30 protein-coding genes are annotated in these 26,927 nt (G+C 57.4%); 14 read left to right on the top strand and 16 right to left on the bottom strand.

Features of this window, described 5'->3' with window-relative positions; translation table 11 throughout:
• Nucleotides 1-3: 3 nt before the first annotated feature.
• The 5 genes from FN806_RS04945 to secG form a co-directional block, all read right to left on the bottom strand.
• The gene (locus FN806_RS04945; protein WP_142634608.1) at nucleotides 4-441 is read right to left on the bottom strand and encodes a tellurite resistance TerB family protein; all 438 of its coding nucleotides are present in this window, start codon (nucleotides 439-441) and stop codon (nucleotides 4-6) included.
• Between the two features lie 20 nt (nucleotides 442-461).
• Nucleotides 462-911: a tellurite resistance TerB family protein gene (locus FN806_RS04940; protein WP_142634606.1), complete on the bottom strand. Its 450-nt coding sequence runs from the start codon at nucleotides 909-911 to the stop codon at nucleotides 462-464.
• A 103-nt stretch (nucleotides 912-1,014) separates the two neighbouring features.
• The gene (locus tag FN806_RS04935; protein ID WP_142634604.1) at nucleotides 1,015-1,779 is read right to left on the bottom strand and encodes an isocitrate lyase/PEP mutase family protein; all 765 of its coding nucleotides are present in this window, start codon (nucleotides 1,777-1,779) and stop codon (nucleotides 1,015-1,017) included.
• Between the two features lie 102 nt (nucleotides 1,780-1,881).
• Nucleotides 1,882-3,525 (bottom strand): CTP synthase, encoded by a 1,644-nt coding sequence (locus FN806_RS04930; protein WP_142634602.1) that lies wholly within the window; start codon nucleotides 3,523-3,525, stop codon nucleotides 1,882-1,884.
• Nucleotides 3,526-3,686: 161 nt separating this feature from the next.
• The gene (gene secG, locus FN806_RS04925; RefSeq protein WP_142634600.1) at nucleotides 3,687-4,052 is read right to left on the bottom strand and encodes a preprotein translocase subunit SecG; all 366 of its coding nucleotides are present in this window, start codon (nucleotides 4,050-4,052) and stop codon (nucleotides 3,687-3,689) included.
• Nucleotides 4,053-4,203: 151 nt separating this feature from the next.
• Here secG and nthA point away from each other — a divergent pair, with 151 nt between their 5' ends.
• The 5 genes from nthA to FN806_RS04900 all read left to right on the top strand — a co-directional run bounded on the left by nthA (nucleotide 4,204) and on the right by FN806_RS04900 (nucleotide 7,577).
• Nucleotides 4,204-4,818: a nitrile hydratase subunit alpha gene (nthA, locus tag FN806_RS04920; protein ID WP_142634598.1), complete on the top strand. Its 615-nt coding sequence runs from the start codon at nucleotides 4,204-4,206 to the stop codon at nucleotides 4,816-4,818.
• Complete coding sequence (gene nthB, locus FN806_RS04915) at nucleotides 4,815-5,495, top strand: nitrile hydratase subunit beta (protein ID WP_142634596.1); 681 nt, start codon at nucleotides 4,815-4,817, stop codon at nucleotides 5,493-5,495. The genes nthA and nthB overlap by 4 nt, the downstream gene beginning before the upstream one ends.
• On the top strand, nucleotides 5,488-5,823 hold the full coding sequence (locus FN806_RS04910) for a nitrile hydratase accessory protein (RefSeq protein ID WP_142634594.1): 336 nt from the start codon (nucleotides 5,488-5,490) through the stop codon (nucleotides 5,821-5,823). Before nthB ends, FN806_RS04910 begins: the two co-directional genes overlap by 8 nt.
• Nucleotides 5,824-6,039: 216 nt before the next feature.
• Nucleotides 6,040-7,335: an adenylosuccinate synthase gene (locus tag FN806_RS04905; protein ID WP_142634592.1), complete on the top strand. Its 1,296-nt coding sequence runs from the start codon at nucleotides 6,040-6,042 to the stop codon at nucleotides 7,333-7,335.
• Nucleotides 7,335-7,577, top strand: coding sequence for a DUF2842 domain-containing protein (locus tag FN806_RS04900; protein ID WP_142634590.1), 243 nt, complete (start codon nucleotides 7,335-7,337; stop codon nucleotides 7,575-7,577). The genes FN806_RS04905 and FN806_RS04900 overlap by 1 nt, the downstream gene beginning before the upstream one ends.
• 114 nt (nucleotides 7,578-7,691) lie before the next feature.
• On the opposite strand, the gene FN806_RS04895 is transcribed toward FN806_RS04900, so the two are convergent.
• Nucleotides 7,692-9,287 (bottom strand): hypothetical protein, encoded by a 1,596-nt coding sequence (locus FN806_RS04895; protein ID WP_142634588.1) that lies wholly within the window; start codon nucleotides 9,285-9,287, stop codon nucleotides 7,692-7,694.
• Nucleotides 9,288-9,421: 134 nt separating this feature from the next.
• Here FN806_RS04895 and FN806_RS04890 point away from each other — a divergent pair, with 134 nt between their 5' ends.
• Nucleotides 9,422-10,117, top strand: a complete 696-nt coding sequence (locus FN806_RS04890) for a thiamine diphosphokinase (protein ID WP_185956620.1) — start codon at nucleotides 9,422-9,424, stop codon at nucleotides 10,115-10,117.
• Here FN806_RS04890 and FN806_RS04885 read toward each other — a convergent pair.
• The 4 genes from FN806_RS04885 to FN806_RS04870 are packed head-to-tail and all read right to left on the bottom strand — an operon-like array spanning nucleotide 10,062 to nucleotide 13,531.
• Entirely contained in the window at nucleotides 10,062-10,976 is a 915-nt protein-coding gene (locus FN806_RS04885; RefSeq protein ID WP_142634584.1) for a DMT family transporter, read from the bottom strand. The two genes, FN806_RS04890 and FN806_RS04885, sit on opposite strands and share 56 nt — an antisense overlap.
• Before the next feature lie 42 nt (nucleotides 10,977-11,018).
• Nucleotides 11,019-11,435: a GFA family protein gene (locus FN806_RS04880; RefSeq protein ID WP_142635156.1), complete on the bottom strand. Its 417-nt coding sequence runs from the start codon at nucleotides 11,433-11,435 to the stop codon at nucleotides 11,019-11,021.
• 19 nt (nucleotides 11,436-11,454) lie between these two features.
• Nucleotides 11,455-12,828, bottom strand: coding sequence for an L-serine ammonia-lyase (locus FN806_RS04875; RefSeq protein ID WP_142634582.1), 1,374 nt, complete (start codon nucleotides 12,826-12,828; stop codon nucleotides 11,455-11,457).
• Nucleotide 12,829: 1 nt separating this feature from the next.
• Complete coding sequence (locus tag FN806_RS04870; protein WP_142634580.1) at nucleotides 12,830-13,531, bottom strand: glutathione S-transferase family protein; 702 nt, start codon at nucleotides 13,529-13,531, stop codon at nucleotides 12,830-12,832.
• A 167-nt stretch (nucleotides 13,532-13,698) separates the two neighbouring features.
• On the opposite strand from FN806_RS04870, the gene rpiA reads away from it, so the two are divergent.
• The 7 genes from rpiA to FN806_RS04835 all read left to right on the top strand — a co-directional run bounded on the left by rpiA (nucleotide 13,699) and on the right by FN806_RS04835 (nucleotide 20,373).
• A complete protein-coding gene (gene rpiA / locus FN806_RS04865; RefSeq protein ID WP_142634578.1) occupies nucleotides 13,699-14,487 on the top strand; it encodes a ribose-5-phosphate isomerase RpiA in 789 nt (262 codons plus the stop codon).
• A gap of 3 nt (nucleotides 14,488-14,490) precedes the next feature.
• Entirely contained in the window at nucleotides 14,491-15,027 is a 537-nt protein-coding gene (locus FN806_RS04860) for a hypothetical protein (RefSeq protein WP_142634576.1), read from the top strand.
• Between the two features lie 61 nt (nucleotides 15,028-15,088).
• Nucleotides 15,089-16,447, top strand: a complete 1,359-nt coding sequence (gor, locus tag FN806_RS04855; protein WP_142634574.1) for a glutathione-disulfide reductase — start codon at nucleotides 15,089-15,091, stop codon at nucleotides 16,445-16,447.
• 72 nt (nucleotides 16,448-16,519) lie between these two features.
• Nucleotides 16,520-17,662, top strand: a complete 1,143-nt coding sequence (gene hflK / locus FN806_RS04850; protein ID WP_142634572.1) for an FtsH protease activity modulator HflK — start codon at nucleotides 16,520-16,522, stop codon at nucleotides 17,660-17,662.
• A complete protein-coding gene (gene hflC, locus FN806_RS04845; protein WP_142634570.1) occupies nucleotides 17,662-18,558 on the top strand; it encodes a protease modulator HflC in 897 nt (298 codons plus the stop codon). The genes hflK and hflC overlap by 1 nt, the downstream gene beginning before the upstream one ends.
• Nucleotides 18,558-18,752: a DUF2065 domain-containing protein gene (locus tag FN806_RS04840; RefSeq protein WP_142634568.1), complete on the top strand. Its 195-nt coding sequence runs from the start codon at nucleotides 18,558-18,560 to the stop codon at nucleotides 18,750-18,752. Before hflC ends, FN806_RS04840 begins: the two co-directional genes overlap by 1 nt.
• A 184-nt stretch (nucleotides 18,753-18,936) precedes the next feature.
• Entirely contained in the window at nucleotides 18,937-20,373 is a 1,437-nt protein-coding gene (locus FN806_RS04835; RefSeq protein WP_246097166.1) for a Do family serine endopeptidase, read from the top strand.
• Nucleotides 20,374-20,588: 215 nt separating this feature from the next.
• Here FN806_RS04835 and FN806_RS04830 read toward each other — a convergent pair whose 3' ends face one another.
• The 5 genes from FN806_RS04830 to FN806_RS04810 form a co-directional block, all read right to left on the bottom strand.
• On the bottom strand, nucleotides 20,589-21,257 hold the full coding sequence (locus FN806_RS04830) for a Crp/Fnr family transcriptional regulator (RefSeq protein WP_142634564.1): 669 nt from the start codon (nucleotides 21,255-21,257) through the stop codon (nucleotides 20,589-20,591).
• Nucleotides 21,258-21,399: 142 nt separating this feature from the next.
• The gene (locus FN806_RS04825) at nucleotides 21,400-22,005 is read right to left on the bottom strand and encodes an inner membrane-spanning protein YciB (protein ID WP_142634562.1); all 606 of its coding nucleotides are present in this window, start codon (nucleotides 22,003-22,005) and stop codon (nucleotides 21,400-21,402) included.
• A 17-nt stretch (nucleotides 22,006-22,022) separates the two neighbouring features.
• On the bottom strand, nucleotides 22,023-22,925 hold the full coding sequence (locus FN806_RS04820) for an EamA family transporter (protein WP_142634560.1): 903 nt from the start codon (nucleotides 22,923-22,925) through the stop codon (nucleotides 22,023-22,025).
• Nucleotides 22,926-23,011: 86 nt separating this feature from the next.
• Entirely contained in the window at nucleotides 23,012-24,130 is a 1,119-nt protein-coding gene (gene ftsY / locus FN806_RS04815) for a signal recognition particle-docking protein FtsY (RefSeq protein WP_142634558.1), read from the bottom strand.
• Nucleotides 24,131-24,188: 58 nt separating this feature from the next.
• Nucleotides 24,189-24,827 carry a lysoplasmalogenase family protein gene (locus tag FN806_RS04810; protein ID WP_142634556.1) on the bottom strand — a complete coding sequence of 213 codons (639 nt, stop codon included), beginning with the start codon at nucleotides 24,825-24,827 and terminating at the stop codon, nucleotides 24,189-24,191.
• Nucleotides 24,828-24,960: 133 nt separating this feature from the next.
• On the opposite strand from FN806_RS04810, the gene FN806_RS04805 reads away from it, so the two are divergent.
• Nucleotides 24,961-25,356 (top strand): hypothetical protein, encoded by a 396-nt coding sequence (locus FN806_RS04805; protein WP_185956619.1) that lies wholly within the window; start codon nucleotides 24,961-24,963, stop codon nucleotides 25,354-25,356.
• Between the two features lie 12 nt (nucleotides 25,357-25,368).
• Here the strand turns inward: FN806_RS04805 and xseA are convergent, their stop codons facing one another.
• Nucleotides 25,369-26,862: an exodeoxyribonuclease VII large subunit gene (gene xseA, locus FN806_RS04800; protein WP_142634554.1), complete on the bottom strand. Its 1,494-nt coding sequence runs from the start codon at nucleotides 26,860-26,862 to the stop codon at nucleotides 25,369-25,371.
• Nucleotides 26,863-26,927: the final 65 nt, after the last annotated feature.

Below are 26,927 nucleotides of genomic sequence, written 5' to 3'. Positions count from 1 at the left end.
CTATCAAGATTTGGCAGCCTTTTGACGGGCCATTGCAGAGTCGACATCACTGATGCCCAGCAGGCTGACGACCAGTCGCAGTAAGGAATCCTCTTCACCCGTGCGGTGCCCATCCGCCAGAGCGACCGACCACAAGGCCTGAACGACTGCCAGGCGGTCGTCATAGGCAACGGCCTCTTTGATTGCGCGAGTGAACCGTACGGTGTCCGGTGCTTCGGCCTCGAGATCTTCGGCGCGGGCGCGCAGGCCGGCGGCTTCGAACGGGGATAGGTCATAGCGTTCAACCGAAATCCGGTCGATTCGCGCCATTTCACTGTCGGCATAGTCGTTGTCAGATCGGGCAACGCGCACCAGCAGGGCCGTCAAGGCCAGTCGAGCATCGTCATCGGTGAAAGGGGCGGGCTGAGGCTGGGTCAGTCGAGACAGAAAATCACTAAACATGAGACAGGTATAGAGAGGCCTTACGCCTCTTCCAAGCGTCTTTGCACACGCTTTCTGGCGGTCTTGCTGTCGTTAAAGCTCAGACCCATGGCGATGCGGGCTTCTTCGACGATTTTCATCTCGCCCTCATCTGTATTCCCGTCGGCCAGAACCACCTCCCAGAGGGCATCCAAAGCGGCCAAGCGCTCGTGCAGGTCTGTGGTTTCCCGGATCAGCTTACCGAACGTGTCCGTTTCCGGTGCGGCTGCGTGCAGTTTCTCGCAGGTGGCGCGGACCTTTGCGGCTTCGATCGCGTTATGTTGATAAAGTCGGGCGAGGATACGGTCGATCAGGCTGATCTCTTCCAGCTTATAATCCCTGTCCGCTTGTGCAACGCGCACCATAAGCGCCCCGAGTGCAAGTTCAGCGTCTGGGTCGGGCAGATTGTCGTGTTGTGGCGGGCGGAAAGCCTGAAAGAGTTTTTTCAACATGGTCAGAGATTATTCCATATTTGATAACCCGCCAAGCACGGACTATCGCGCAAGGCTCAGAATGATCAAAAGACCGCCTGCTACAGCCGGATAGCGCGCTGGGTCAGAGTACCTTTCGCGCTTCGTCTTGCAGCCAGGCCAGCATTTTCCGATAGGGTACAGGGCCATAGCTTATACGCGCGACTCCCAGCCCAGCCAAAGTGGCGGTGTCCGGTGTGCCGGGTAATGCTATGATATTTAGCGGCAGGTCGATTGACTCTACCAACCGGGCAATCATGGCCTGATCCCGTAGGCCGGGGGCGAAGAATCCGCTGGCCCCTGCATCTGAATAGGCTTGTGCTCGGACCATTGCCTCTTCCAGCATCGCATCATCATGGGTTTCGGGCTGCGCCTTCAGGAAAATGTCGGTCCGCGCGTTGATAAACGCAGGAACGCCCGCCGCATCGCAACCTTCACGCATCGCGCTGACACGGGCGGCCTGAGTTTCAATATCGTACAACTCATTTGATCCGATGATCTGGTCTTCGAAGTTGAAGCCGACAACGCCGGATTCAAGGGCCAGCCTGACATTGGCAGAGATACCCTGAGCATCAGCCGCATACGCACCTTCGAAATCCAGAGTAACCGGAAGATCAACGGATTCGACAATCCGGCGAGCATTGTCCAGCGCGGCCTGCATCGGGATGTTTTGGCCGTCGCTGAACCCTTGTGCCATCGCAACAGGAGCGCTTCCAGTGGCAATGGCTTGGGCACCAGCGTCGCGCACGGCACCGGCACTGCCAGCATCCCAGATATTGTACAGGATAACCGGTTCGCCCTTTTTGTGCAGGGCCGCGAATGTCAGTGCATTGGTGATCTGATCGGTCATGGACGGTCTCCTATCTCTGAGTTGCGGACAGTTAACCGTGCAAAGGGTCAGCGCGTACAGTCTTTTCGCGCTGACCGATACAATCTGCTTTCGTGCCTGGTGTCAGACCAGACGCGAGGTGTCCTTGGCAGCGCGCACAAAGTCGCGGAACAAAGGATGCGGGTCGAACGGCTTTGATTTCAGCTCGGGGTGGTACTGGACCCCAATGAACCACGGATGATCCGACCACTCGACGATTTCTGGCAACCGGCCGTCGGGGGACATGCCTGAGAAATTGAGACCAGCTTTCTCCAGCTTGTCGCGGTATTTGATGTCCACTTCATAGCGGTGGCGGTGGCGCTCCTCGATGGCGGTACCGCCATAGACTTCGGCCACTTTTGACCCTTCGGCCAGAACCGCGTCATAGGCGCCCAGGCGCATGGTGCCGCCCTTGTCATCACCGACTTTGCGTTCGACCTTGTGATTGCCCTGCACCCATTCTTTCAGGTGATAGACCACCGGTTCAAACCGCTTTTTACCGGATTCATGGTCGAATTCCTCGGACCCGGCCTCTTTGATGCCAGCGGCATTTCGCGCGGCCTCAATTACGGCCATCTGCATTCCCAGGCAGATGCCCAGGTAGGGCACTTTATGTTCGCGGGCGTATTGCGCAGCCTTGATTTTGCCTTCGGTACCGCGCTCACCGAATCCGCCGGGCACGAGGATCGCGTGGAAGCCTTCCAGATGCGGGGCGGCCTCTTCGGTATCGAATACCTCGGCATCGACCCATTCGACCTTGACGCGGACACGGTTGGCCATCCCGCCATGGGTCAGCGCCTCGGCTATCGACTTATAGGCGTCTTCCAACTGGGTGTACTTACCGACGATGGCGACCTTCACTTCGCCCTCGGCATTGTGGATGCGATCACTGACGTCTTCCCATTTGGTCAGATCGGGCTTGGGGGCAGGGCTGATCTGGAAGGCATCCAGAACCGCCTGATCCAGTCCCTCGCGGTGATAGGCGAGCGGAGCATCGTAGATGGTGCTGAGGTCCTGCGCAGCAATCACGCTATCGGGGCGGACGTTACAGAACAAAGCCAGCTTTTCACGTTCCTTGGTCGGGATCGGGCCTTCGGACCGGCAGACCAGAATGTCGGGGGCGAGACCGATCGAACGCAGCTCTTTCACCGAGTGCTGGGTTGGTTTGGTCTTCAATTCACCCGAAGCTTTGATGTAGGGCAGCAGCGTCAAGTGCATGAACAGGCATTGGCCGCGTGGTTTGTCCTGGCTGAATTGGCGGATGGCCTCAAAGAAAGGCAGGCCTTCGATATCGCCCACGGTGCCGCCGATTTCGCACAGCATGAAATCAACCTCATCTTCACCAATGGCGATGAAATCCTTGATCTCATTGGTGACATGCGGGATCACCTGAATGGTTTTGCCCAGATAATCGCCGCGACGTTCTTTTTCCAGCACGTTGGAATAGATCCGGCCCGAGCTGACCGAGTCAGTCTTGCGGGCAGCCACGCCGGTAAAACGTTCATAATGGCCAAGGTCCAGATCGGTTTCTGCCCCGTCATCTGTAACGAACACTTCGCCATGCTCAAAAGGCGACATGGTGCCCGGATCGACATTCAGATAGGGGTCCAGCTTGCGCAGACGCACCGAATATCCGCGGGCCTGCAACAACGCGCCCAAAGCCGCCGAAGCCAATCCTTTGCCCAAGGATGAAACCACACCACCAGTGATGAAAATAAAACGCGCCATGTTTTTCGGCTGCTCCCCGTGAGACGTCAATATCAGCTGCCCGGCGGTTCAAGAAAAACCGCTGCATCACGGGACTTCACGTATAAAGGATTCGCGCCAATAGCGCAAGAGAACCGCAAGATGCTGTTGCAGTTCTCTTTTCTGTTTCTAGGTTTTGTGTGTCAGTTGGCCTGCGGGATCAAAGGCGCGTTGTCACCCTGTGCCGGAGGCAACAGGTCATCCGCCGACGGAATTGCCGGTGTGCTTTCTTCGGTCGCGGCCGGTGCCTGTGTCCCAATCCGGTCGAGCACAGAGCTGCCCGAGGATTTTTGTGCCGCCAGAATGGTCAGTGTGATCGAAGTGACGATAAAGCACGCGGCTAAAATCCAGGTCACCTTGCCCAATGCTGTTGCAGCCGACCGGCCAGCCATGGCACCGCCTCCGCCGCCACCCATGCCAAGGCCGCCGCCTTCGGACCGCTGCATCAGGACGACGGCGATCAGGCCCAAAGCCAGAAGAAGATGGATAATGAGAACGACGTTTTCCATGGTGGTCCTGTACAGCGTGGCGTGTATCGCGAGGTACTTATGCAAGTTTGGTTCCGGGGGCAAGTCACGAGTTACCATCACGCCAAGTGATCTTCGGGATCACAGCAAAGAGACTGGACAGGCAAGGGGATGGTAAAGCAGGCTGCGACCCATGCCACATGACGATCCCGACCATCCGCACGCCTTATTGCCGCCTGAACCCGCCCTTCGCGTCAAGGCGCTGGAAACGATTCTGACCCGCAAGGGGCTGATCGACCCGGCCGCTTTGGATGAGATCATCGACACTTACCAAAACAAGATTGGCCCGCAGAACGGTGCCCGGGTTGTTGCCAAAGCCTGGACTGACCCGGCCTTTAAGGCAGCACTGCTTAAGGATGCAACGCCCGAGGTGACAAAGCTTGGTTTTTACGGTCGGCAAGGTGAACATATCGTTGTTGTCGAAAATACCCCTGATCTCCACAACATGGTCGTTTGCACGCTGTGCAGTTGCTACCCATGGCCTTTGTTGGGGATTCCACCGGGGTGGTATAAATCGGATGCCTATCGTGCGCGGGCCGTGCGTGAGCCGCGTAAAATTTTGTCAGAGTTCGGAGTTTCTCTGGCGGATGAAACAGCCGTGCGGGTTTGGGATTCAACGGCCGAGATACGCTATCTTGTTCTACCCATGCGCCCCGATGGCACCGATGGGATGACCGAAGACGACCTGACCGCGCTTGTGACCCGTGACAGTATGATCGGAACCGGCCTGCCAAAGGTGCCGTCATGACCCGCGTTCACGATATGGGAGGACGGTTCGGCGACGGTCCGGTGATCCCCGAATCCCAAGATGCAGTGATTTTCCCAGAAGAATGGCACGGGCGCGCATTGGCACTGACATTGGCTGCCGGGTTTCTGGGACAATGGAATATCGACATCTCGCGCCATGCACGCGAACGACTGTCGCCCAAAGACTATGCACGATTCTCTTACTACGAAAAATGGGTGTCAGCACTTGCAGATCTGTTGGTAGAGCAGGGGGTCCTGACTTTGGAAGACCTTTTGGGCCAAGGAACGGATGCTTCACATCCTTTGGCTTCCCGCGCGCTGACAGTCGGGGCGGTTGAGGGCGTACTGTCCAAAGGCGGTCCGGCTGATCGACCCTCGAATATCGCGGTGCAGTTTGATCCCGGTCAAAAGGTGCGTACAGTACGACCGGCTGCCAACCGCCTGAAAAACGGTGGTCATACCAGGTTGCCATCTTACGCTTCTGGCGCTTGCGGTCGGATATTACGCCTGCATGGGACGCATGTTTTGCCGGATTCCAATGCTCATGGTCTGGGAGAGGCACCTGAACCATTATATGCGGTTGCATTCCCGGCCTCGGAGCTTTGGGCCGATCCCGAGAACCGAAATGACGAGGTCATATTAGATCTGTGGCAAAGCTATCTGGTGCCCGATGAGTGAGTGTAACGCACAGCCATTACCCGAGCCGGCATTCGCTGAGCCCTGGCATGCACAGGTTTTTGCGGTCACGGTCGCGTTGAATGAAGCGGGACGATTCGAATGGTCGGAATGGGCCAATCGGTTTTCGAAGATGCTAAAACGCAATGGTCTGAGCAAAGAGCTGAATGGTGGCAACGACTATTTCCATGCCTGGCTGGAAACACTCGAGGCCTTTTTAGCCGAAATGGGTGACGCGAACCCAAGTGATGTCTCTGCAGTCTCGTTGGATTGGGAGAAAGCCTATTTGACGACTCCACATGGTGAACCCGTTCATTTGTCGAATGGCTAGAAAAGGGGCGCTGCCCCCGCCGCGGCAAGCCGCGACTCCCCCGAGGTATTTTGAGCCAGATGAAGCAAGGGATCCTCTCTTCATCTGGCCAAAAATACCTCCGCCGGAGGCACCACGCACAGCGTGGTTATGATCTGCGGCGAATTATCGGTTTCCCTGTCGCTGACACATCGCTATACGAGCCGGGTTTGATATCTCAGCGCAAAAGGACCAGATATGGCCAATGTGGTTGTTGTCGGCGCCCAGTGGGGTGACGAAGGAAAAGGCAAGATCGTCGATTGGCTCAGTGAACGGGCCGATGTGATCGCGCGTTTTCAAGGCGGGCATAATGCCGGTCATACGTTGGTAATCGACGGTGCCGTCTATAAGTTGCACGCTCTGCCATCCGGTGTGGTACGTGGCGGCAAGCTGAGTGTCATTGGCAATGGCGTTGTTCTTGACCCCTGGCACCTGCTGAAAGAGATCGCAACGATCCAGGCGCAGGGGGTCGAGATATCGCCCGAAACGCTGATGATCGCAGAGAACACCCCGCTGATCCTGCCCATCCACGGTGAACTGGACCGCGCACGCGAAGAGGCGGCAAGCAAAGGAACCAAGATCGGGACCACGGGTCGGGGAATAGGCCCCGCATATGAAGATAAGGTTGGGCGGCGTTCTGTGCGGGTTGCTGACCTAGCAGACGAGGCGACCCTTGAGGCACGCGTAGATCGCGCGCTGCAGCACCATGACCCGCTGCGCAAGGGATTGGGGATCGAACCCGTGGACCGCGATGCACTGATTGCTCAGCTAAGGGAAATTGCGTCCGAGATTCTGCCTTTCGCAGCACCCGTTTGGAAAGTACTGAACGAAAAGCGCAAGGCTGGTAAGCGTATTCTGTTTGAAGGCGCGCAGGGTGCCCTTCTGGACATCGACTTTGGAACCTATCCGTTTGTGACCTCGTCCAACGTGATCGCCGGTCAGGCGGCGACCGGCGTCGGCATCGGGCCCGGCTCGATTGATTTTGTCCTTGGCATCGTAAAGGCTTACACGACCCGTGTGGGTGAGGGGCCGTTTCCAACCGAATTGGATGATGCGGATGGCCAGCGTCTGGGTGAGCGTGGGCACGAGTTTGGTACGACCACTGGGCGCAAGCGGCGTTGCGGCTGGTTTGATGCCTGTCTAGTGCGCCAAACCTGTGCCACTAGTGGCGTAAACGGTATTTCGCTAACCAAGTTGGACGTGCTGGACGGATTCGAGACGCTGAAAATCTGTGTTGCCTATGACCTTGACGGTAAACGTCTGGATTATCTTCCCACTGCAGCCGATCAGCAGGCACGATGTACTCCGATCTACGAAGAGGTGCCTGGTTGGAGCGAATCCACGGAAGGCGCGCGCAGTTGGGCGGACTTGCCTGCAAATGCCATCAAATATGTGCGTCGGGTCGAAGAGTTGATCGAATGTCCGGTTGCATTGCTGTCCACTAGCCCAGAGCGGGATGACACCATTTTGGTGACAGACCCGTTTGCTGACTGATGGCGGGCGAACAGAAAAATGGCCTGAGCTATAAAGCGCGTCGTCGTTGGTCGATGGTGCTGCTGCTGATTGGCCTGCCGGCTTATATCGTTGCGGTGGTGACGGTGATAAACTGGTTGGACCGGCCACCAATTTGGTTGGAACTTCTGGTATACGTAGCGCTCGGCATTTTGTGGGCTCTGCCTTTCAAATTCATCTTCAAAGGTGTCGGAAAAGAAGATCCAAACGGATCCTCTGACTGAGCGGCCTATTCGGGGCTCATCCCGCGGCGGGTTCATACGCCTGCCCACAAAAGATCGCCCAATGAAAAAGGGCCGGAGTTAGTCTCCGGCCCTTTTTTTATTTTCGGTTTGAATTCAGCCTGCGGCGCGTTCATCTCCGTCAGGGCGGAACCCGATCTCGTCCGAAGCCGCAAACCGACCTCCGCCGGCTTTCTCAATCTTCCCATCGCGCAGCAGTTGCCCGAATGAGCGCAGGCTTTCCTCGCGATTAAAATCGTCCTGCTTGAGAGAACGGATCTTGTTCATCAGTTGCGGGCGCGAGAATTGTTCCTGGCCTTCGATGAACGACAGATAAGATGCCGCAGCTTCCAGCAGGTCCGGCAGAGATTGTGCGCCCTGTTCCTGCGCATAGTGCGCAAAGCCGCTTTCCTCGATCGGAAGACCCAGCGGTTTGGATTTTACACGGCGCGGAGAAATCGGCCCCATTTCATCCTCGTCTTTATTGTCGATGCGCTGTTCAGCAACCAGCTTGAGGGGAGCGGCAGGCTCTGCCTTGGGACGGGCAGTTGTAACATTGCTTTCGGGGCGGCGCGGGCTGATCTGCTGAGCCTGATTACGGTTCAGCGCATCTGCGCGATCAGCATTGGTTGCGGCCACTGCATTGCGCAGACGAGAATATGTCTCGCGCTGAGTGGCAGTCGCGGGATCGTCCATCTGTTCGACCGCCTTTTCCATCAGGCGAGAAACGTCCTCGTCCAGGTTCGGTTCCTCAGGCAGAGGCTCGGACGCACGGGCGGATAACACGGCTTCGACGCTGGCGATTTCGTCAAGCAGAGTTTCCTCGTCTTCTTCGGTCAAATAGCCGGCAACCTCTTCAGGTTCGTCTGCGTCCGCCGAAATGTCTTCTGTCAGGATATTGTCGATTTCGTCGCTCTCGGCTTCGTCCGTCTCGGCACTCAGATCCGAAATCAAAACCTCTTCTGCCTCGACAGTGGTCACGTCGTCGGCAGTAGGTGTGACATCAATTTCTGGCACGGCGGGGGTCTCTTGGGCCGGGCCTTCGATCTCTGCCTCTTCCGCGGCGGGTGGGGGCATGTCCATCTGAGGTTCGGGCTCAAATTCCTGAGCCGCTTCAACCTCAGCATCGGCCGCGGGGGATTCGGCCAGATCTGTGGGGGTCAGAGTTCCGGCCTGAAAGGCAGCCGATACGGCATCAGTTGGGCCGGTTTCGGATTTCATCAGGGGGGAATCTTCATCCTCTGCGTAGATCACCGAGTTTTCTTCGCTATGAGAGACCACCGCCCGGATCCGTTGCAGCTTTGCGGCGATACTATCGGCGGCGGGTTCGGGTCGACCCTCTACCGGCTCGGCCTCTGCGATGGGCGCGGACTGTGAGGGGGCAGGGGTATAGGCCGGAGCACTCGGGGTACTGGGCGGGGCCATGGGCGCGGTAGAAAGGGACGGCGAAGCGGCACGGTCTTGCGCCCGCAGAAGCAATCCGTTTTCGTTCTGGCTGGCTTCGACTTTACGCGTCGCATCTCGCTGAGCGATGCGGGTCAGCATTTCGGCGTCTGGTTGCGGGGGTTCGGACCCAAAATACCTGTCATCCGCTGCAAGGTCGCGGAAGTATTCGGCAATCGACTTCATCGTTTCAAAAGAATCGTCAAATCCTTCCAAAGTGCACGAGAAGGTTCCGTAGGAAACTGTCAAAACCTTGTTATTCTGTACCATCAGACGTACGTCCTCTACAAACTACACGAGCCATCAGCCCGGTCGTGGGCAGAGCTATTGGCTCAGAACTTCGTCCATGAACCTATCATTTTGTGGTCTCAATGTGTCAAAACCCGGAAAAAATGATCAATCTCATGAAAAAGACGCGAATTGTACGTTCGAAAGAGTCAATCACGCTGGTTGGAAGCGGTCAAATTGGCCCTGAAGATTTGGATTTGGCGTTGATTCGCACAAAGTTGGCCGTCGCCGCGGATGGTGGGGCGGCAAGTTTGTTGGAAATTGGGCGTACTCCAGACGCTGTTATCGGTGATTTTGATTCGCTCGATTCGGATCACAAAGATCAGATTCCGCTGGATCGACTGTTTCCAATTAGCGAACAAAACAGCACGGATTTCGACAAGGCCCTGCGCAGTGTCGAGGCGCCGTTGGTGATTGGGGTCGGTTTTCTCGGGGGGCGTCTGGATCACCAGTTAGCAGCACTCAACGTCTTGGTTCGCAGGCAAGATCAGCCCTGTATTCTGATTGGCGAAAGTGAGATTATCTTTCACGCACCCCCTCAAATCTCGGTTTCTATGGCGCCTCGAGATGTCGTTTCATTGTTTCCATTACAGCGTGTATCAGGGCAAAGCCGCGGCCTTGAATGGCCAATCGACGGTTTGGTGATGGAGCCGAACGGCGCTGTCGGAACGTCCAACCGCGCATTGGGCTCGGTAGAATTGCGCATGGATGGGCCGGGCCTTTTGGTAATGTTTCCCAGGGCGATGCTGGATCAGGTCATGCAGGCGCTTCTGTCGGGGCCGTCCGGGCGCTGGCCCGCTCACGCAGAATGACATAGAGGCCGGCAGCGATGGTGATGCAGATGCCCAAAGCGGCGACACCGTCGGGCAGGTCGTGAAAGATCAGCCAGCCAAACACCGTAGCGACTGGGATTTCGAGATACTGCATCGGGGCCAATGTTGCAGAGGGTGCATATCGCAGCGACCAGGTCATGAACAGATGTGCGACCGTGCCGAGAAGCCCGATTGCAAGCAAAAGCCAGACATCGCCCAAATTCGGAGCAATCAGGGACAGCTCCCAGATTCCGGCGGGTGTTCCCACCAACAGGGCAGGCAGTAGGATGACAGAAGCTATGACGCCCGACACGGCCTGCAGAGCAATGGGATCTGTAGCTTTTGTAATTTGCCGGGTCACGAGCATGAACAGGGCAAACACCACCGCGACGACAAGTGGAAGCAAAGCCGCATATCCGACCTCGGCAAAGCTGGGTTGAATGACAAGCAATGTACCACCAAAGCCCACAAGGCACGCAATCAGGCGTCGCTTGCCGACTTCTTCCTTTAGTACCAGTTTGCCAAGAAGCAACATGATAAACGGCATAACAAAGGCGATGGCCACAGCGTCGGCCAGCGGCAGGTATTGCAGGGCAGAGAACATCGCGGCGATGCCGACGATGTGCAGCAGGGTTCTTATGACAGCCAGGCGAAATATACGCCCCTGCATGCGCCAGGGCCTGCCAGTCCAGGCGACCAGCGGAACCAACAACATGGCTTGAATGGCAAACCGGACAAAGACCAGCATTCCAAGCGGCACGGTTTCACCCAGTAATTTGGCGACCGCATCCCCCAAGGGTGCAAGCGCGCAAAAGCCAAGCATCAGCACGATGCCAAAAACGGGACGATCCTGTGTCATGCAGCGACGCTAGCGCTTTGGCTGAACAGGGGAAAGCGAAAGCTAGGTTTCAGGCAAAGGCTGCATCTTGGTGTAGTCCGGGCCGATACAGATCGGCAGCCCGTCATCCATTTGCAACCAGTCCAGCTTTTCCTCATGCGCGACATGCAGTGTTGGCTGCAACTGGTTGGGGTCCTTCAGAAGGGCCACGTAGAGGTGCATTATGCCGGACATGGACGCAGACCGGAATGAGATCGGCGAGCCGCAATCAGGACAAAAGCTGCGTTCTACGCCGGGTGAGGATGCGAATGTCTTTGGTGCCTGGCCCGTCCATTTCAACTGTCCATCGCGGATCCCGAAATAGGCCGTCATCGGGGCCGCGCATTGTCTGCGGCAACTGTCGCAGTGGCAGGTTACACAGGACAGAACAGGCGGGTCCACCTGAAATGAAACTTTACCGCAAAGACAATGGCCATCCATCATGCTTCCCCGCTTTGTTTCAGCAATTCGGCACGTTCACCGCCAAACCGCCCAATGACGTTTCCTTGTATTTTTCGTGCATGTCATGCCCTGTCTGACGCATGGTTTCGATGACGGCGTCCAGTGGTACGAAATGGTGACCATCTCCGCGCAGGGCCAAGGAGGCCGCTGATACCGCCTTGATCGCACCCAGCCCGTTGCGTTCGATACAGGGTACCTGAACCAGTCCGGCGACAGGATCACAGGTCATGCCCAGATGATGCTCGAGAGCGATCTCGGCGGCATTTTCCACCTGTTCCGGGGTGCCGCCCATAACCGCGCACAGCCCGGCTGCAGCCATGGCTGCGGCGCTGCCGACTTCAGCCTGACACCCGGCCTCGGCGCCCGAGATCGAGGCGTTGTATTTGACCAGCCCTCCAATAGCGGCTGCAGTCAGCATGAAATCCTCGATGTGGTTCTCTGAAGCACCGGGTACATGGTCCAGATAATAGCGCATTACCGCTGGAAGAACCCCGGCAGCACCATTGGTGGGGGCGGTCACCACTTGACCGCCAGCTGCGTTTTCTTCGTTTACGGCCATGGCGTAAACGCTCATCCAGTCGTTGATCGTGTGGGGCGCGTTCAGGTTCATGCCACGCTCGGCCATCAACGCGTCATAGATGCCTTTGGCGCGACGGCGCACGTTCAAACCGCCTGGCAGAATTCCGTCGGTGGTCAGACCGCGCTCGATACAGTCGTTCATGACCTGCCAGAGGCGCGCGGTGCCTTTGGCAAAACTGTCTGCACAGCCGCGCGCGATCTCGTTGGCGCGCTTCATCTCGGCGATGCTTTTGCCGCTGGTTTTGGCCATGTCCAACATCTCGACCGCCGATTTGAAAGGAAAGGGCACCGGTGCGCCTTCATCGGTTGCCTTGCCCTGGGCCAGTTCTTCCTCGGTCAGAACAAAGCCGCCACCGATCGAGTAATAGACCTGCCGCAGGATCACGTCGCCCTGTGCGTCCGTGGCCATCAGGACCATACCGTTAGCATGGCCCGGCAGATTGTTTTCATAGTCGAAAACCAGATCGGCCTTGGGATCAAACTGCAGCGTGGGCAATCCTTCGGGGGTCACGCTGTGGGTCTCACTTATGCCAGCCAGTGCGGCCTCGGCCCGTTCGTGATCATATGTGTCGGGCACAAATCCGGCCAGGCCCAGGATCGTGGCGCGATCGGTTGCGTGGCCGACACCGGTAAAGGCCAGCGACCCGTGCAACGACCCGCGCAGCCCTGAAAATTCGAACGGAGAGGCGCGCATCATGTCCAGAAACCGCGCGGCAGCAACCATTGGTCCCATCGTATGGGACGAGGACGGGCCAATGCCCACTTTGAACATATCGAAGACAGACAGAAACATATCAGGTAGCAAAGCCTTCCGGTGGGTTAGCATAGGTTGGTGAGGTAAAGGGTGTAACCCCTAAACCCTCGGCCGCGATTGCGGCACGTGTGGCGGGGCGCGTCTCCAACTGCATCAGCATTCGCTGCAGATGCGGCGTGTCAGCGATCTGAAACCAGCTGCGATCAGCCTTCGCAGGATAGAGCGCCATCCAGCGCATCTGACAGGCCAGATAATAACTCAGGACCGATGGTATGTCCGGGCTCAGCCAGGAAGGCGCGCTTTTCGCAACATCGTCAAGCAGGCGCAAGTGCTGGCGCAAACGAGGGCGGATACCGGCGCGCAAAGGATTGACCTGCGCTGCGTCTATATATTTTTCGGCATAAAACAGAATACGCAGATCAGCGTGCAGCGTATTGGAGGCAAAGAACAGCCACTTCAGAAACGCGGCGCGGTTGCTGTCCATGGGGGTAGGGGCCAGCCGGCCATGCGTATCCGCCAGCCACAACAAGATAGCAGCGGTTTCGAAGATCGGCCCCTGTGGTGTTTCCAATACCGGGATCAGCCCATTGGGGTTCAGCGCGCGATATTCCGGGCTGTCCTGTGCGCTTTGGCGGCGGTCTACCAGAACGGTTTCATAGGGCAGGCACATCTCTTCCAGCGCCAGCCGGATGACCAGCGAAGCATTGTCCGGAGCATAGTGCAGGCGGTAAGGCGTGTTCATGCGAACTATGTATACCTCACGTATGTTTTCAACAGACCTGATTGCGACGTTTCCCATAGGAAACGCGTAGTTTCGCGACATGTTGGTCTACCGATCCGGACAATTCTCTCTCGCAGTTGTCGTAGGCATTCCGTATAAGTTCCGCAGCAAATTAGGGGGATGCTGAAATGGCCGGTGATCTGTCGCTCATCGACACTGCAAAATACGTCGCAGCACGCCGTGCGGCTGACATGGTGCAGAATGGGATGCGAGTCGGCCTGGGAACCGGATCGACCGCTGCATGGATGGTGCGTCGGTTGGGGGAACGGGTCAGAGAAGAAGGTCTGGCGATCAAGGGTGTTCCGACATCGACCCGGACGGCCCAACTGGCCCGTGAACTGGGCATTGAGGTTGTTTCCCTGGATCAGGCGGGATGGCTGGACATAACCATCGACGGTGCTGACGAATTCGACAGAGAGCTTAATCTGATCAAGGGCGGCGGCGGCGCGCACCTGCAGGAAAAGATCGTAGCCACGGCCAGCGACCAGATGGTGGTCATCGCCGATGCCGGCAAAGAGGTCGAGACTCTGGGTGCCTTCCCATTGCCGGTCGAGGTGATCCCCTTTGGCTGGCAGACCACACGCACCCTGATCGAAGAGGTGCTGGATACCATGGATGTTCTCGGTACCCGCTCGGCGCTTCGCATGAACGGAGAAGCGCCGTTTGTCACGGATGAAGGCAATCACGTGCTGGACCTGCATTTGCAACGGATCGGAAACCCAAGGCAGATGGCGCTGGTGCTGAACCAGGTACCCGGCGTGGTCGAGAACGGGTTGTTCATCGACATTTGCGATAAGGTCGTGATCGGTTATGGAGATGGCCGGGTCGAACTGCGCGACATCAACGAGGGAACGGTGGAACTGGACGAGTTGTTCGATGGCGGCAAAGACAACCTGTTCACGGATTTGGCGGATTAAGGAATGAGCACCTCTCCGGTTGCTGAATACCGCGAAACCGAAGCAGATTTGGCTGCGCGAGCCAGGACGCTAAAACGCAACCTGATAAAGATCGGGGTTGCGGCTGTGGTGGCGGCGTGGGGTTTTGTTTCCGCGGGGTGGACAGGTGGCACGCTTTTCACAGTGGTGCTCGTTGTCCTTACTTCCGTCGTGTTGTTCATGAACTATCTAGGTTCACTCAAGGTGCCGTCGCTTGTGGCCCTAGTGGACTCTGGTGGATTGAAGCTCCGCACGCGTAGAGGAACGATCCAAGACATTGTTTGGCCTGATGTACGCTACATTGATGCGTTGGACGAAACCGAGCAAAAACGACGCTCTATTTTTTTTGTTAGCTTCAACAAGTCAGATGGCGGGCATGAGTGTTTACCCCTTCCGTTGCAATCCATGCCGAAACCCATATCTGAGTGTTTCGTAGAGACGATTGAGCATTATCGACCAAATCTGTATGCGTCTTGGCAAGATCAACTGTCCCAGTGGTCCAGTCTGGGCCGTCATGAGTGACCGGGTACATCATTGATGATGGCTCGATAGCGTTGTCAGAAAACTGAAAGAGGCACTGTAAATGAGCTTTGACTATGATCTTTTCGTCATCGGAGGCGGCTCGGGCGGGGTCCGGGCGGCGCGTGTGGCGGCTGGCGAAAACGGGGCCAAAGTGGCGTTGGCGGAAGAGGATCGCTATGGCGGGACCTGCGTGATCCGCGGATGTGTCCCCAAAAAGCTGATGGTTTTTGCCAGCGAATTCTCTGGCATGGTCGAAGATGCGCAGGCCTATGGCTGGGACGTCAAACCCGGTGCATTTGACTGGGATATCTTCCGCGGCAAACTCCATGCCGAGCTGGACCGGCTGGAAGGCATCTATCGCAACATCCTGAAAAACAACGGCGTCGAAAGCTTTGATCAGCGTGCACACGTGGTGGAAGCACATACCGTCGAGCTGGCCGATGGCACCCGCATGACGGCCAAGCATATTCTGGTCGCCACAGGCGGACGCCCTGTTGTGCCCGAGTTTCCGGGCTCGGACCTGGCGATCACCTCGAACGAGATTTTCCATCTGGAAAAACTGCCCGAAAGCATCCTGATCGTTGGTGGCGGTTATATCGCCAGCGAGTTTGCAGGAATCATGAACGGCATGGGCGTGAAAACCACCCAGTTCTACCGCGGTGCGCAAATCCTTCGGGGTTTTGACGAAGAAGCGCGCGGTCTGATCAGCGAAGAGATGTGCCAGAACGGGATTGATCTGCATCTGGGCACCAATGTGCTTGAGATGGCCAAAGACGGTGACAAGATTCGCGTAAAGGCCACCAATGGCACGGAACAGCTGTTTGACGTGGTCATGTATGCCACTGGTCGCGCGCCCAATGCCGACAATCTGGGGCTTGAGGGGATCGGTGTTGAACGCGGCCGCAAGGGTGAGATCATCGTGGATGATTACAGCCAGACCGGCGTGCCCTCGATCTATGCGATTGGCGACGTGACGGATCGGGTAAACCTGACTCCGGTTGCGATCCGCGAGGGGATGGCTTTTGTCGAAACCGTATTCAAAGGCAACCCGACACCTGTGGATCACGACCTGATTCCAACTGCGATTTTCACGCAGCCGGAATTCGGCACGGTCGGGTTGAGTGAAGAAGACGCTGCAGCCCAAGAGCCGGTCGAGATCTATGCAACCTCGTTCAAGCCGATGCAAAAGGCATTCGCAGGTGGCACGCAGCGGGTTTTGATGAAACTGATCGTCTCTCAGGCCACGCGTAAGGTACTGGGCTGTCACATTGTGGCACCGGGCGCCGGCGAGATGATTCAACTGGCTGGCATTGCCGTCAAAATGGGTGCAACCAAGGAAGATTTCGACCGCACCGTTGCAGTTCATCCGGTCATGGCGGAAGAACTGGTAACAATGCGTCATCCTGTGCGTACGGCTTGATTTGCAACCGCGCGCACACAAGTTACAAGGGAACCCGTGATCACACGGTTCAACACAAGGGAATAGATAAAAATGGCGGGCAACAGCGGCGGCCCCTGGGGGGGCGGAGGCTCTTCTGGCGGCGGAGGAAATCGGGGTGACAACGGGGACGGGCGCAAGCCTCCCGAAAATGAAGGCCCGCAGATTCCCGAGATCGACGAGCTGATGAAAAAAGGCCAGGAACAGTTGCGCGTCCTGATGGGCGGCGGCGGTGGTCGTGGCACCAATGGTTCGGGCAGTGGCGGCGGTGGTGGTCCCATCTTTACCAAAGGGACCGTTGCCATTGGGTTGGTGGTGGGTGCAGTCCTTTGGGGGGCGGCCAGCTTTTATACGGTAAAGCCGGAAGAACAGTCAGTAGAGCTGTTTTTGGGTGAATTTTCAAACGTTGGAAATCCCGGTCTGAACTTTGCGCCTTGGCCATTTGTAACTGCCGAGGTCATTCCTGTGACCCGCGAGCAGAACGAAGACATGGGCGGAGCCCGTGGTAGCGATGATGGCTTGATGCTGACCGGCGACGAAAATGTTGTCGATATCGACTATCAGGTGGTCTGGAACATCAATGACCCGGCCAAGTATCTGTTCAATTTGCGCGACCCGCGCCAGACGATCCGCGCCGTGTCGGAATCGGCCATGCGCGAGATCATTGCACAAAGCGAGCTGGCACCGATCCTGAACCGAGATCGGGGTGTGATTGCTGATCGCTTGCAGGAATTGATTCAGTCGACGATGGACAGCTATGATTCCGGCGTGAACATTGTGCGTGTCAACTTTGACAAAGCCGACCCGCCACAGGACGTAATCGCGGCCTTCCGCGATGTTCAGGCCGCCGCACAAGAACGTGACCGTCTGCAGAACGTCGCCGACGCCTATGCCAATAAGGTACTGGCCGAAGCACGTGGTGAAGCCGCGCAAGTTGTGGAAGAGGCCGAAGGATATCGCGCCCAGCAGATCAACAGCGCACAAGGTGAAGCCAGCCGCTTTAGCGCGGTTCTGGAAGAATACTCCAAAGCGCCGGATGTAACGCGCAAACGTTTGTATCTGGAGCGGATGGAGCAGATTCTGGGTGATGTCGACAAGATCATACTGGACGAAAACTCGGCCGGTCAGGGACAGGGCATTGTGCCGTATCTGCCGCTGAACGAACTGCGCCGCAATCAATCCGGGGAGAGCAACTGATGCGTAAGTCACCCATTATCCTCATCCTTGTGGTGATCCTTGGCGTCGCTGGGCTGTCTTCGATCTTTATCGTTGATGAACGCGAGCGTGCGCTGGTTCTGCAATTCGGCCGTGTGGTCGCGGTGAAAGAAGATCCCGGTCTGGCGTTCAAAATTCCACTTATTCAGGAAGTTGTCCGTTATGACGACCGTATCCTGTCCATCGACGTTCAACCGCTTGAAGTGACGCCGTTGGATGATCGGCGTCTGGTCGTCGATGCCTTCGCCCGCTACCGGATTTCCGATCTGAACCAGTTCCGCCAGGCGGTTGGTGTCGGTGGTATCCCGGTTGCCGAGGATCGTCTGGACCGCATCTTGCGCGCTGAAACCCGCGAAGTTCTGGGTTCAGTTTCGTCTCGTGACATCCTGAGCTCGGACCGGGCTGCGCTGATGCTGCGTATCCGCAATAGTGCGATTGCCGAGGCACGTGCGCTGGGTGTGACCGTCATTGACGTGCGCCTGAAAGCGACCGATCTGCCGCAGGCCAACCTCGAAGCGACGTTTGACCGGATGAAGGCCGAGCGGGAGCGCGAAGCAACGGACGAACGTGCCCGTGGTAATGAGGCGGCACAGCGCGTACGTGCCCAGGCCGACAGGACCGTTGTCGAACTGGTGTCGGATGCGCGGCGTGAGGCTGAGATCATTCGCGGTGAGGCTGACGCCGAACGCAATGCGATCTTTGCCGAAGCTTACGGTGCGGACCCGGAATTCTTTGAATTCTATCGTTCGCTGACCGCCTACCAGAATGCATTGCAGGGCGGTAACAGCTCGATGGTATTGAGCCCGGATTCCGAGTTCTTCAACTATCTCAAATCACCCACCGGCCGGGGCCAATCGGCGGGGCAGGCGTCTGAATAATGGGTATGATCCTTCTGGCCTTTGGGCTGGTGTTGATTGTCGAGGGGCTGGCCTATGCGCTGGCCCCTTCGCTTATTGAACGTATGCTAGAGGCGCTGCGGTCGATGCCAGAGCAGGCACGTCGACTTGCAGGATTGTTATGTATGGTGGGAGGTCTCGTGTTGCTATGGGGTGCATATCAGGTCGGGTTTTGAACAACGGCTACACTTCATGGTGATTTCCCCGCGATCCTCAGTTGCGGGCAAGGACAAACCAGCTACATTGGATATCAAGAAGGGCCGCCTGCGGGCGATCCAGATAGTGTTGACGACAAGGAGTTCCCACGTGCAGTCACAAGCGCGCATTATATCCGTCCGGCGGGACGACGTTGTTGGTTTCATGCGGTTGATGTGGCTGGCCTTTGCCGGGATGCTGCTTGTATTGGCGCAGTCAGTGGCCGCCCAGGCGCGGGGCGAAAGCCTGGCTCCGCTGGCCGATAAGATCAGCCCAGCGGTGGTCAACATCACCACTTCGACACTGATCGAGGGACAGACCGGCCCGCAGGGGATCGTTCCCGAGGGCTCTCCGTTCGAAGATTTCTTTCGCGAGTTTCAAGACCGTAACGGGGATGAAGATAACCGCCCCCGCCGCAGCAATTCGCTGGGCTCGGGGTTTGTGATATCCGAGGATGGTTTCATCGTTACTAACAACCACGTTATTGCCGAGGCTGATGAGATACTGGTCGAATTCTTCCCGGGCGACGGTCAACCGAAGAAAGAACTGCCTGCGAAAGTGATCGGTACAGATGAAAAAACCGATATCGCGCTTTTGAAGGTCGAAGCCACCGGGCCGCTGAAATATGTCAAGTTCGGCGATAGTGACATTGCGCGCGTTGGCGACTGGGTGATTGCGATGGGCAACCCGCTGGGGCAAGGGTTTTCGGTTTCGGCGGGGATCGTCTCGGCGCGGAACCGCGCGCTCAGCGGATCTTATGACGACTATATCCAGACCGATGCTGCGATTAACCGGGGGAACTCGGGCGGGCCGCTGTTCAATATGGATGGCGAGGTGATCGGCGTGAATACGGCGATCCTGTCGCCGAATGGCGGTTCGATCGGGATTGGCTTCTCGATGGCCTCGAATGTGGTGGTCAAGGTTGTCGACCAACTGCGCGAGTTCGGCGAGACCCGCCGCGGTTGGCTGGGTGTCCGCATTCAGGATGTGACCGAGGATATGGCCGAGGCGATGGGCCTGGACAAGCCGGGTGGCGCGCTGATCAGCGATGTACCCGAGGGCCCGGCCAAAGAGGCAGGCCTGTTGGCGGGCGATGTGATCCTCAGCTTTGATGGTGTCGAGGTCGATGACACCCGTGGATTGGTACGTCAGGTTGGTGAGACAACGGTTGGCAAGTCGGTCCGTGTGGTGGTGCATCGGGATGGCAGCACGCAGACAGTGCTTGTGACTCTGGGCCGCCGCGAAGATGCCGAGCGGGCCGAAAGCGAAGAGGGTGAGGCCGAAGAAGCCCCGGTTGAGGAAAATGCCGATATTCTGGGGCTGACGATATCGCCCGTGACTGAAGCCCTGCGTGCTGATCTGGGGCTGGAGCCGGATACCGAGGGGCTGGTTGTGACCGAAGTGGACGAGGCGTCAGAAGCCTATGCCAAGGGTTTGCGCGCCGGTGATCTGATCACCGAGGCTGGCCAGCAGAAGGTCACTGCGATTTCTGATCTGGAGGACCGGATGGAAGAAGCCCGCACGGCCGGGCGGAAGTCACTGCTGCTTTTGGTGCGGCGCGGTGGAGATCCACGCTTTGTGGCGCTGAGCCTTGAAGAGTGATCTCTTAGGTTGAACAAACAGAAACGCCAGGGCACCTGCTCTGGCCTTTTTTCTGTGCTGAAAAAAGATGAGCCACACGCCGGGGAAGGCGTATGGCTCTGGTACAGGGAGAGGTCAGTGGACAGATATCGGGGATGATTCTCTGACCTCCTACGGTAACAGTTCCTAACGTAATCTTAATGCGATCCGTCGTATGTGAAGCAGGTCACAACAGGTCAAATGAGGTCGGAATCCGCCAGTTCCCGCAGTGCCTCAAAATCATGGATCATCAGGCCGCCCCGCGAAGCTTCGACAACCTTGTCGCGTTTCCAGGTTGAAATTGTCTTTGAGACAGCTTCGCGCGTGGCACCAACGAATTCGGCCAGCTCGCTTTGGGACAGGGTAATGCGAGTGGTTGGATCGTCTTGAAGGTTGGACAGATGCAGCAGTTTGCGCGCAAGCCGGATAGGCATCGGCAAAAAGACCTGTTCATTCAGTTGCGACCCCATCCACCGCATGCGCAAACCGGCCAGTCGGATCATATCCACTGCAAGGTCAGGATGTTGGCGGATCTGGTTCATGACATCGGACCTACGCACACGCAGCACCCGAGAGGCCTCGGCCGCGGCCACGGTTGCGGTGCGGGGGCCATTGTCGAACAAGCCGATTTCACCAAAGACCTCGCCAGGCTTCATCAATGTCAACGAGAGTTTTCGACCGCTCATCGCCAAGAAGGACACCTCTAGCGTGCCGGCAAGAATGGCATAGAGGGCATCCCCTTCATCCCCTTGTTCGAAAAGGATATCACCAGGTTCGAGAGAAATCTCTGTCGCCTGTGCCGAGAGCATTGATCTCAGCCGGTCTGAAGCTTCGGATAGAAAGCCACTATTTGGGAAAGCCGTCATTTGGTGTGGTGCTCCGGCGGGAAAAGGTGAGTGGTGACACAACTTTTCATAGCCCAAGCGTTTAGCCAAGGATTTTGTTAGGTTTTATGGCCTCCCGCGCTTCACGGAAAAGTCATCCGAAGGGCGGTTGAGGATTTAGCCGTCATTGATGATCGGGATCATCCATATAGCTTTGCAACAGGCTGAACTGCAGCATGAGGAACGCCATAAGGGCAATGGGGAATCCGAAGGTCTCAATCTTGACCCACAGGTCGGTCGACATCGTGCGCCACACGAATTCATTTGCGACGGCCAGAACAGCAAAACACGCACACAGACGACGGGTCAGGATCATCCAGCCTTCGTGTTTCATGGGCAGCATCTCGTCCAGAACATAGGCAAGATAGGATTTCTTTTGCAGCAGCCCGATCCCCAGGATCAGAGCAAACAGGCCATAAACAAGCGTGGTTTTCATCTTGAAGAACCGCTCGTCATTGAACCAGGCGGTCAGGCCGCCGAAGAAAATGACCATGAAAGCTGTAAATATCTGCATCCGGCTTAGCTTGCCGGTCAGGTACCACAAGATGCCCATTGCCCCCAGCATCAGCGGCACAAAAATGATCGTGGCAATGATAAAGCCGGAATACTCGATGCCGCCGATCATAAAGCTGTCATCGCGCAAGCGCAGGTAGATGAAGAAAAAGGCCAGCGGAGGACCCAGTTCCAGCACCTGTTTCAGAAATGGATTTATGTCGGTCTTGCCTGTCATGTCTTTTGTCCTGCTGCTTACCCGCCCATTTCAACTATTACGGCGCCGAGTGCAATCAATGCCATCAGCGCGATCCGCCTTGGGCCGACGGTTTCTTTCAGAACCAGCCAGCCGATCAGGGCGGCAAAGACGGTGGAGGTTTCCCGCAGAACGGCGGCTTCGCCGACCTTGTCCAACCGCGTGGCCAGCATGATGGCTCCGAAAGATAGAGGGGCGATGATCCCGCCGGCGATGCCGCGCAGCGCCAAGGGTCCCAAGGCCGGGCGATGGGCCATCGCGCGCCAGCGAAAAAACGCATAGATCGGCATGGCGGCCCCGTCGATCATGAAAAACCAGGCCAGAAAGGTGAACGGATCGGCCGTCGCACGAATGCCATAGGCGTCATAGGTGGTATATAACGCCACAAACAGGCCGGTTGCGAGGGCCAAGGCTAGGGCGATCCCAAGCGTTTCGCGGTTGGTTTCGAGAAACCGCAGATTATAGGCCGCAAGCCCGAATATCCCGGCCAGCAAGACCGCGACACCAAACCATTGCGTGGCAGAGAAGGTCTCGCCAAACAACAGGTAGGCACCGAATACTGTGAACAGGGGTCCGGTGCCGCGCACAACAGGATAGACCACTGTATAAGAGCCTTTGGTATAGGCCATTGCCTGCAGTATCTTGTAAGCGATGTGGATCAGCCAGACGGTGGCGAAGATTGGCCACATATAGGGCTCGGGCCAGGGCACTACAAAAAACGCGAAAGGTGCAGCCAGAAGACAGTAGCTGGCGTCTATAGCCCCGCGGGACAGCCACGGGTCGTGGCGGCCCTTTTGTAATGCTCCGAACACCGCGTGCAAGAAGGCGGCCATCAGCGCGAGCCCAAGGGCAAGGTCATGGCCCTTGGGCGTGCCTTCCAGAGAGATGAGCCAGTCGCTCAAGACATCGACCTTTCGCGGGTGGAGAGGGTGGGGGGCTGTCTGCCCCCCACACCCCCGAAGATATTTTTAGCCAGATGAAGTAGGGATTAGCCTTTTTCCAGGCCTGTTAGGGCGGCTGCGAATTCTTCGGGATCGAAGGGGGAAAGATCGTCGATCTGCTCTCCGACGCCGATTGCGTGAATGGGCAGGCCGAACTTGTCAGCCAGAGCCACCAGCACGCCGCCTTTTGCGGTGCCGTCCAGCTTGGTCATCACCAGGCCGGAGACATCGGCCAGTTTCTGAAAGGTATCGACCTGACTGAGTGCATTCTGACCGGTGGTGGCGTCCAGAACCAAAAGGGTATTGTGCGGTGCGGTTTCGTCGACTTTGCGGATCACCCGGACGATCTTGGCCAATTCCTCCATCAGGTCGGCACGATTTTGCAGACGACCGGCGGTGTCGATCATCAACAGATCGGCGCCATCCTCTTGTGCGCGGGTCAACGCATCGAAGGCCAGGGAGGCGGGGTCTGAGCCTTCGGGGGCTGTCAGGACCGGAACGCCTGCGCGGTCGCCCCAGACCTGCAGCTGTTCTACGGCGGCTGCGCGGAAGGTGTCTCCAGCTGCGATCACTACGTTCTTGCCGGCCGCCCTGAACTGGCTTGCTAGTTTGCCGATCGTGGTGGTCTTGCCCGATCCGTTGACGCCAACGACCAGTACCACCTGTGGGCGTTTGGAATAGAGCGGCATGGGCTTTGCAACGGGTTCCATAACCCGGGCGACTTCCTGCGCCAGAAGCTGCTTGATCTCTTGTGTCGAAAGTTTGCGGCCATAACGGCCCTCGGCCATATTGGCGGTGACGCGCAGCGCTGTGTCCACACCCATGTCGGATGCAATCAACAGCTCTTCAAGCTGTTCCAGCATGTCGTCATCCAGCGTGCGGCGAACTGTTGTCTCGGTTTCGGCGCGCCCGAAAAGCCGCCCGAGCATGGATTTGGACGGCGCAGACTCGGCTGTAGTGGACACCGGTTTGGCAACTGCCTGTTCCGGTGCCATGTCCGGTTGCGCGACTTCGGGTGCCGGTTCGGAATGCGGCGCTGGCGCTGGCGGGATTGGATCCGGTGCAGTTGTTTCCTCGCCCCCATCTTCAACGATGGCATCCAACCCTTGTTCAAGGCGGGATGAGGATTTGAACAGCTTGTCCTTGAGCTTTGAGAATAGCGCCATTTTTGGTCTCCGCAGGTGTTCCTCTCACCTAATGCGGAATTGCAGCAGTTGCAAAGGGTCAGAGGAAGGCGATCAGAAGACCGGCTTGCGCCCCCCAATACAATACCCAAACCAGATAGGAGGTGAAACGGCGGCTGGGATGGTCCGCTGGCAGAAGAAACTTCTCAGTCGCCAGGATCAGGTCGGACGCGATAAAGGACAAAGCCGCAGGTAAAGCCCAACGCAGCGCGCCTGTTTCGGGCAGGGCCAGGACCGTGATACCCATACCCAGAATGATCGGAATATACCCGAGAACGGGCCATTTCAGGTCTCCGGCACGCGGCGGTAATAGGGTGACTACGACAATACCGAGGAGGATCAAAGACCAGAAATATCCGGGCTTCTCCAGAATAAGCGCGGCGTTGCTGGCCGGATGGGACAAGAACAGCCCGATATAGGCCAGATGACCAGTTGCAAAGGCACCGATCCCGGCCATGAAGGTGGCATCACTTTCCCGGGACAGAAGGGCGTCCCCCAGCGCACAGAATGCCAGCGCAAGGATCAACAGAAATGGAGCGCCACTTTGGGCGGCAATGACCGCCAGAACTGCGACGGATAGGGTCTTTAGGATTGACCGAACAGCGCCAGCGCCACGCGAGGTCAATGGCAGGTAAGCCAGAGCGCAAGCTGTCGCAATCAGAAAGAGGGCATTGGTCATAGAGTTATCTCCGCAGCATGTACTGAACACTTTCGCAGCGCATAACCGCAAAACTCAATCGGTGACGTGAAGGCACCCGGTTGGAATGAAAAGGGAATTGGCCTAGCGGCCTGCCATCTGACAGAATGAACCCATGCTGAAACGAATTGCGATTCTGTTGTCGATGGCTGCCCCGGCGGTTTGTGCCGACACATCCCTGTCCGGCGCCGAATTTGACCGCTATACGCTGGGAAAAACCCTGTTCTATGGCTTTGAAGGCAGGATTTATGGGGTCGAGCGTTATCTGCCGGATCGCCGCGTGATTTGGTCTTTTCTGGACGGGAACTGCAAAGAAGGGCTCTGGTACGAGCAAGAAGGACAGATCTGTTTCGTCTATGAAGACCGGCATGACCCGCAATGTTGGGTATTCACCGAATCTGGCGGCGGTCTAATCGCTCAGTTCGAGGGAAATCCTGAGATGACCGAACTATATGAGAACGAAGACACAGACGCCGAGATGGTCTGTTACGGTCCCGAAGTCGGTGTCTAGCCTGTGCAGGGGTCAGAACAACGACCCCTGATCCGGCGCATCCTTTTTCGGCGGCTTTTTCGAAGTTGACGGTGACGGGGTAGACGGGCCGGTCTTCAATTCGCCATCTGCAAATTCAATGTCAAAGGATTGGTGTTTTGCCGCCTGTTTACGGGTTGTCAGTACCTGTCCTTCGGCGCGTACGACCGCATATCCACGTTGCAGCGTTGCCTTGTAGCTGAGCGTTTCCCGCAGCCGGTCTGCGGTTTCCAGGGATTGACGCATCCGGTCCAGACGCGCGGTTTGCGCTGTACTCAAGCGTTCGGCTAGGCGGTTGATGTTTTGCCGTTGGCTGTCGATTTCGCGCTGGATCGGCCGGACAGACAGGCGCGACGAAAGGCTGCGCAGTGTTTCCTGTCGGGTTCCGACCAGTGAGCGTAATATGGACGGGCGCAGATGGGCGGACAGTTTCACAACTTGAAGGCGGCGGTTTTGTACGCCGCGCTCAAGTGCTGGTGTCAGTCGGTCCGCAATTAAATCAAGGCGTTGTCGCGGGTTGTTCAACAAGCTATCCGGGCGTGGTAATGCGCGGGATAAATCCCGCAACCGTTGCGACCGTCTTTGCACAGCGTCCGTGGCTGCACGGGACAGGCGGGCGCTTTGCTCTCCGGTCCAGGCCAGAAGTTCCATGCGGACAGGCACCGCAAGTTCGGCTGCGGCTGTGGGGGTTGGGGCCCTGCGGTCCGACACAAAATCAATCAGGGTCGTGTCGGTCTCGTGCCCAACGGCCGAGATCACCGGGATCTCTGATGCCGCCGTAGCACGGGCCACGATCTCTTCGTTGAACCCCCAGAGGTCCTCGATTGACCCGCCACCACGGGCGACGATGATCAGGTCCGGGCGTGGCAGCGCACCGCCAGGGGTCAGTTGATTGAAACCAGTAATCGCGTTCGCCACCTCAGGCGCGCAATTCGAACCTTGCACGGCGACAGGCCAGATCAGCACTTTGCGCGGAAACCGGTCACGCAACCGGTGCAGGATATCGCGGATCACCGCGCCCGAGGGTGAAGTCACCACGCCGATGATCTGAGGAAGATAGGGCAGAGGCTTTTTACGCTCGGGTGCGAACAGGCCCTCGGATTCCAACTGTTTCTTTCGCTTTTCAAGCAGGGCCATCAGGGCACCCTGTCCGGCCACCGAAACCTCATCCACGTTCAGATTGTATTTGGACTGCGCTCCAAAAGCGGTCAGACGGCCTGTGACGACCACTTCCAGACCTTCCTCGGGAACCACGGACAGGGCAGCAACCTGGCCTTTCCAAGTGGTGCAGGCCAGTACGTTCTTGTCGTCCTTGATGTCATAGTACAGATGACCAGATCTGGCTTTGAACACGCGACCGACCTCACCCCGAACACGGATTCGGCCGAAACTGCCTTCCAGCGTCCGCTTCACCTCGCCCGAGATGTCGGAAACAGTGTATTCTGGGGTATTTTGGCCGGGAATGGGGTCGTCAAGCAGGTCGGACATTTCAGCGCCTTGTGTCAAATGCTCGGCCAGCTTAGAACGCGCGGAAGGCGAGGCCAAGCAGATCG

Source organism: Ruegeria faecimaris, assembly GCF_900182615.1.
Classification (GTDB): domain Bacteria; phylum Pseudomonadota; class Alphaproteobacteria; order Rhodobacterales; family Rhodobacteraceae; genus Ruegeria; species Ruegeria faecimaris.
Note: the sequence above shows the minus strand (reverse complement) of the source record. Positions and strands in the feature narration are given on the sequence as shown.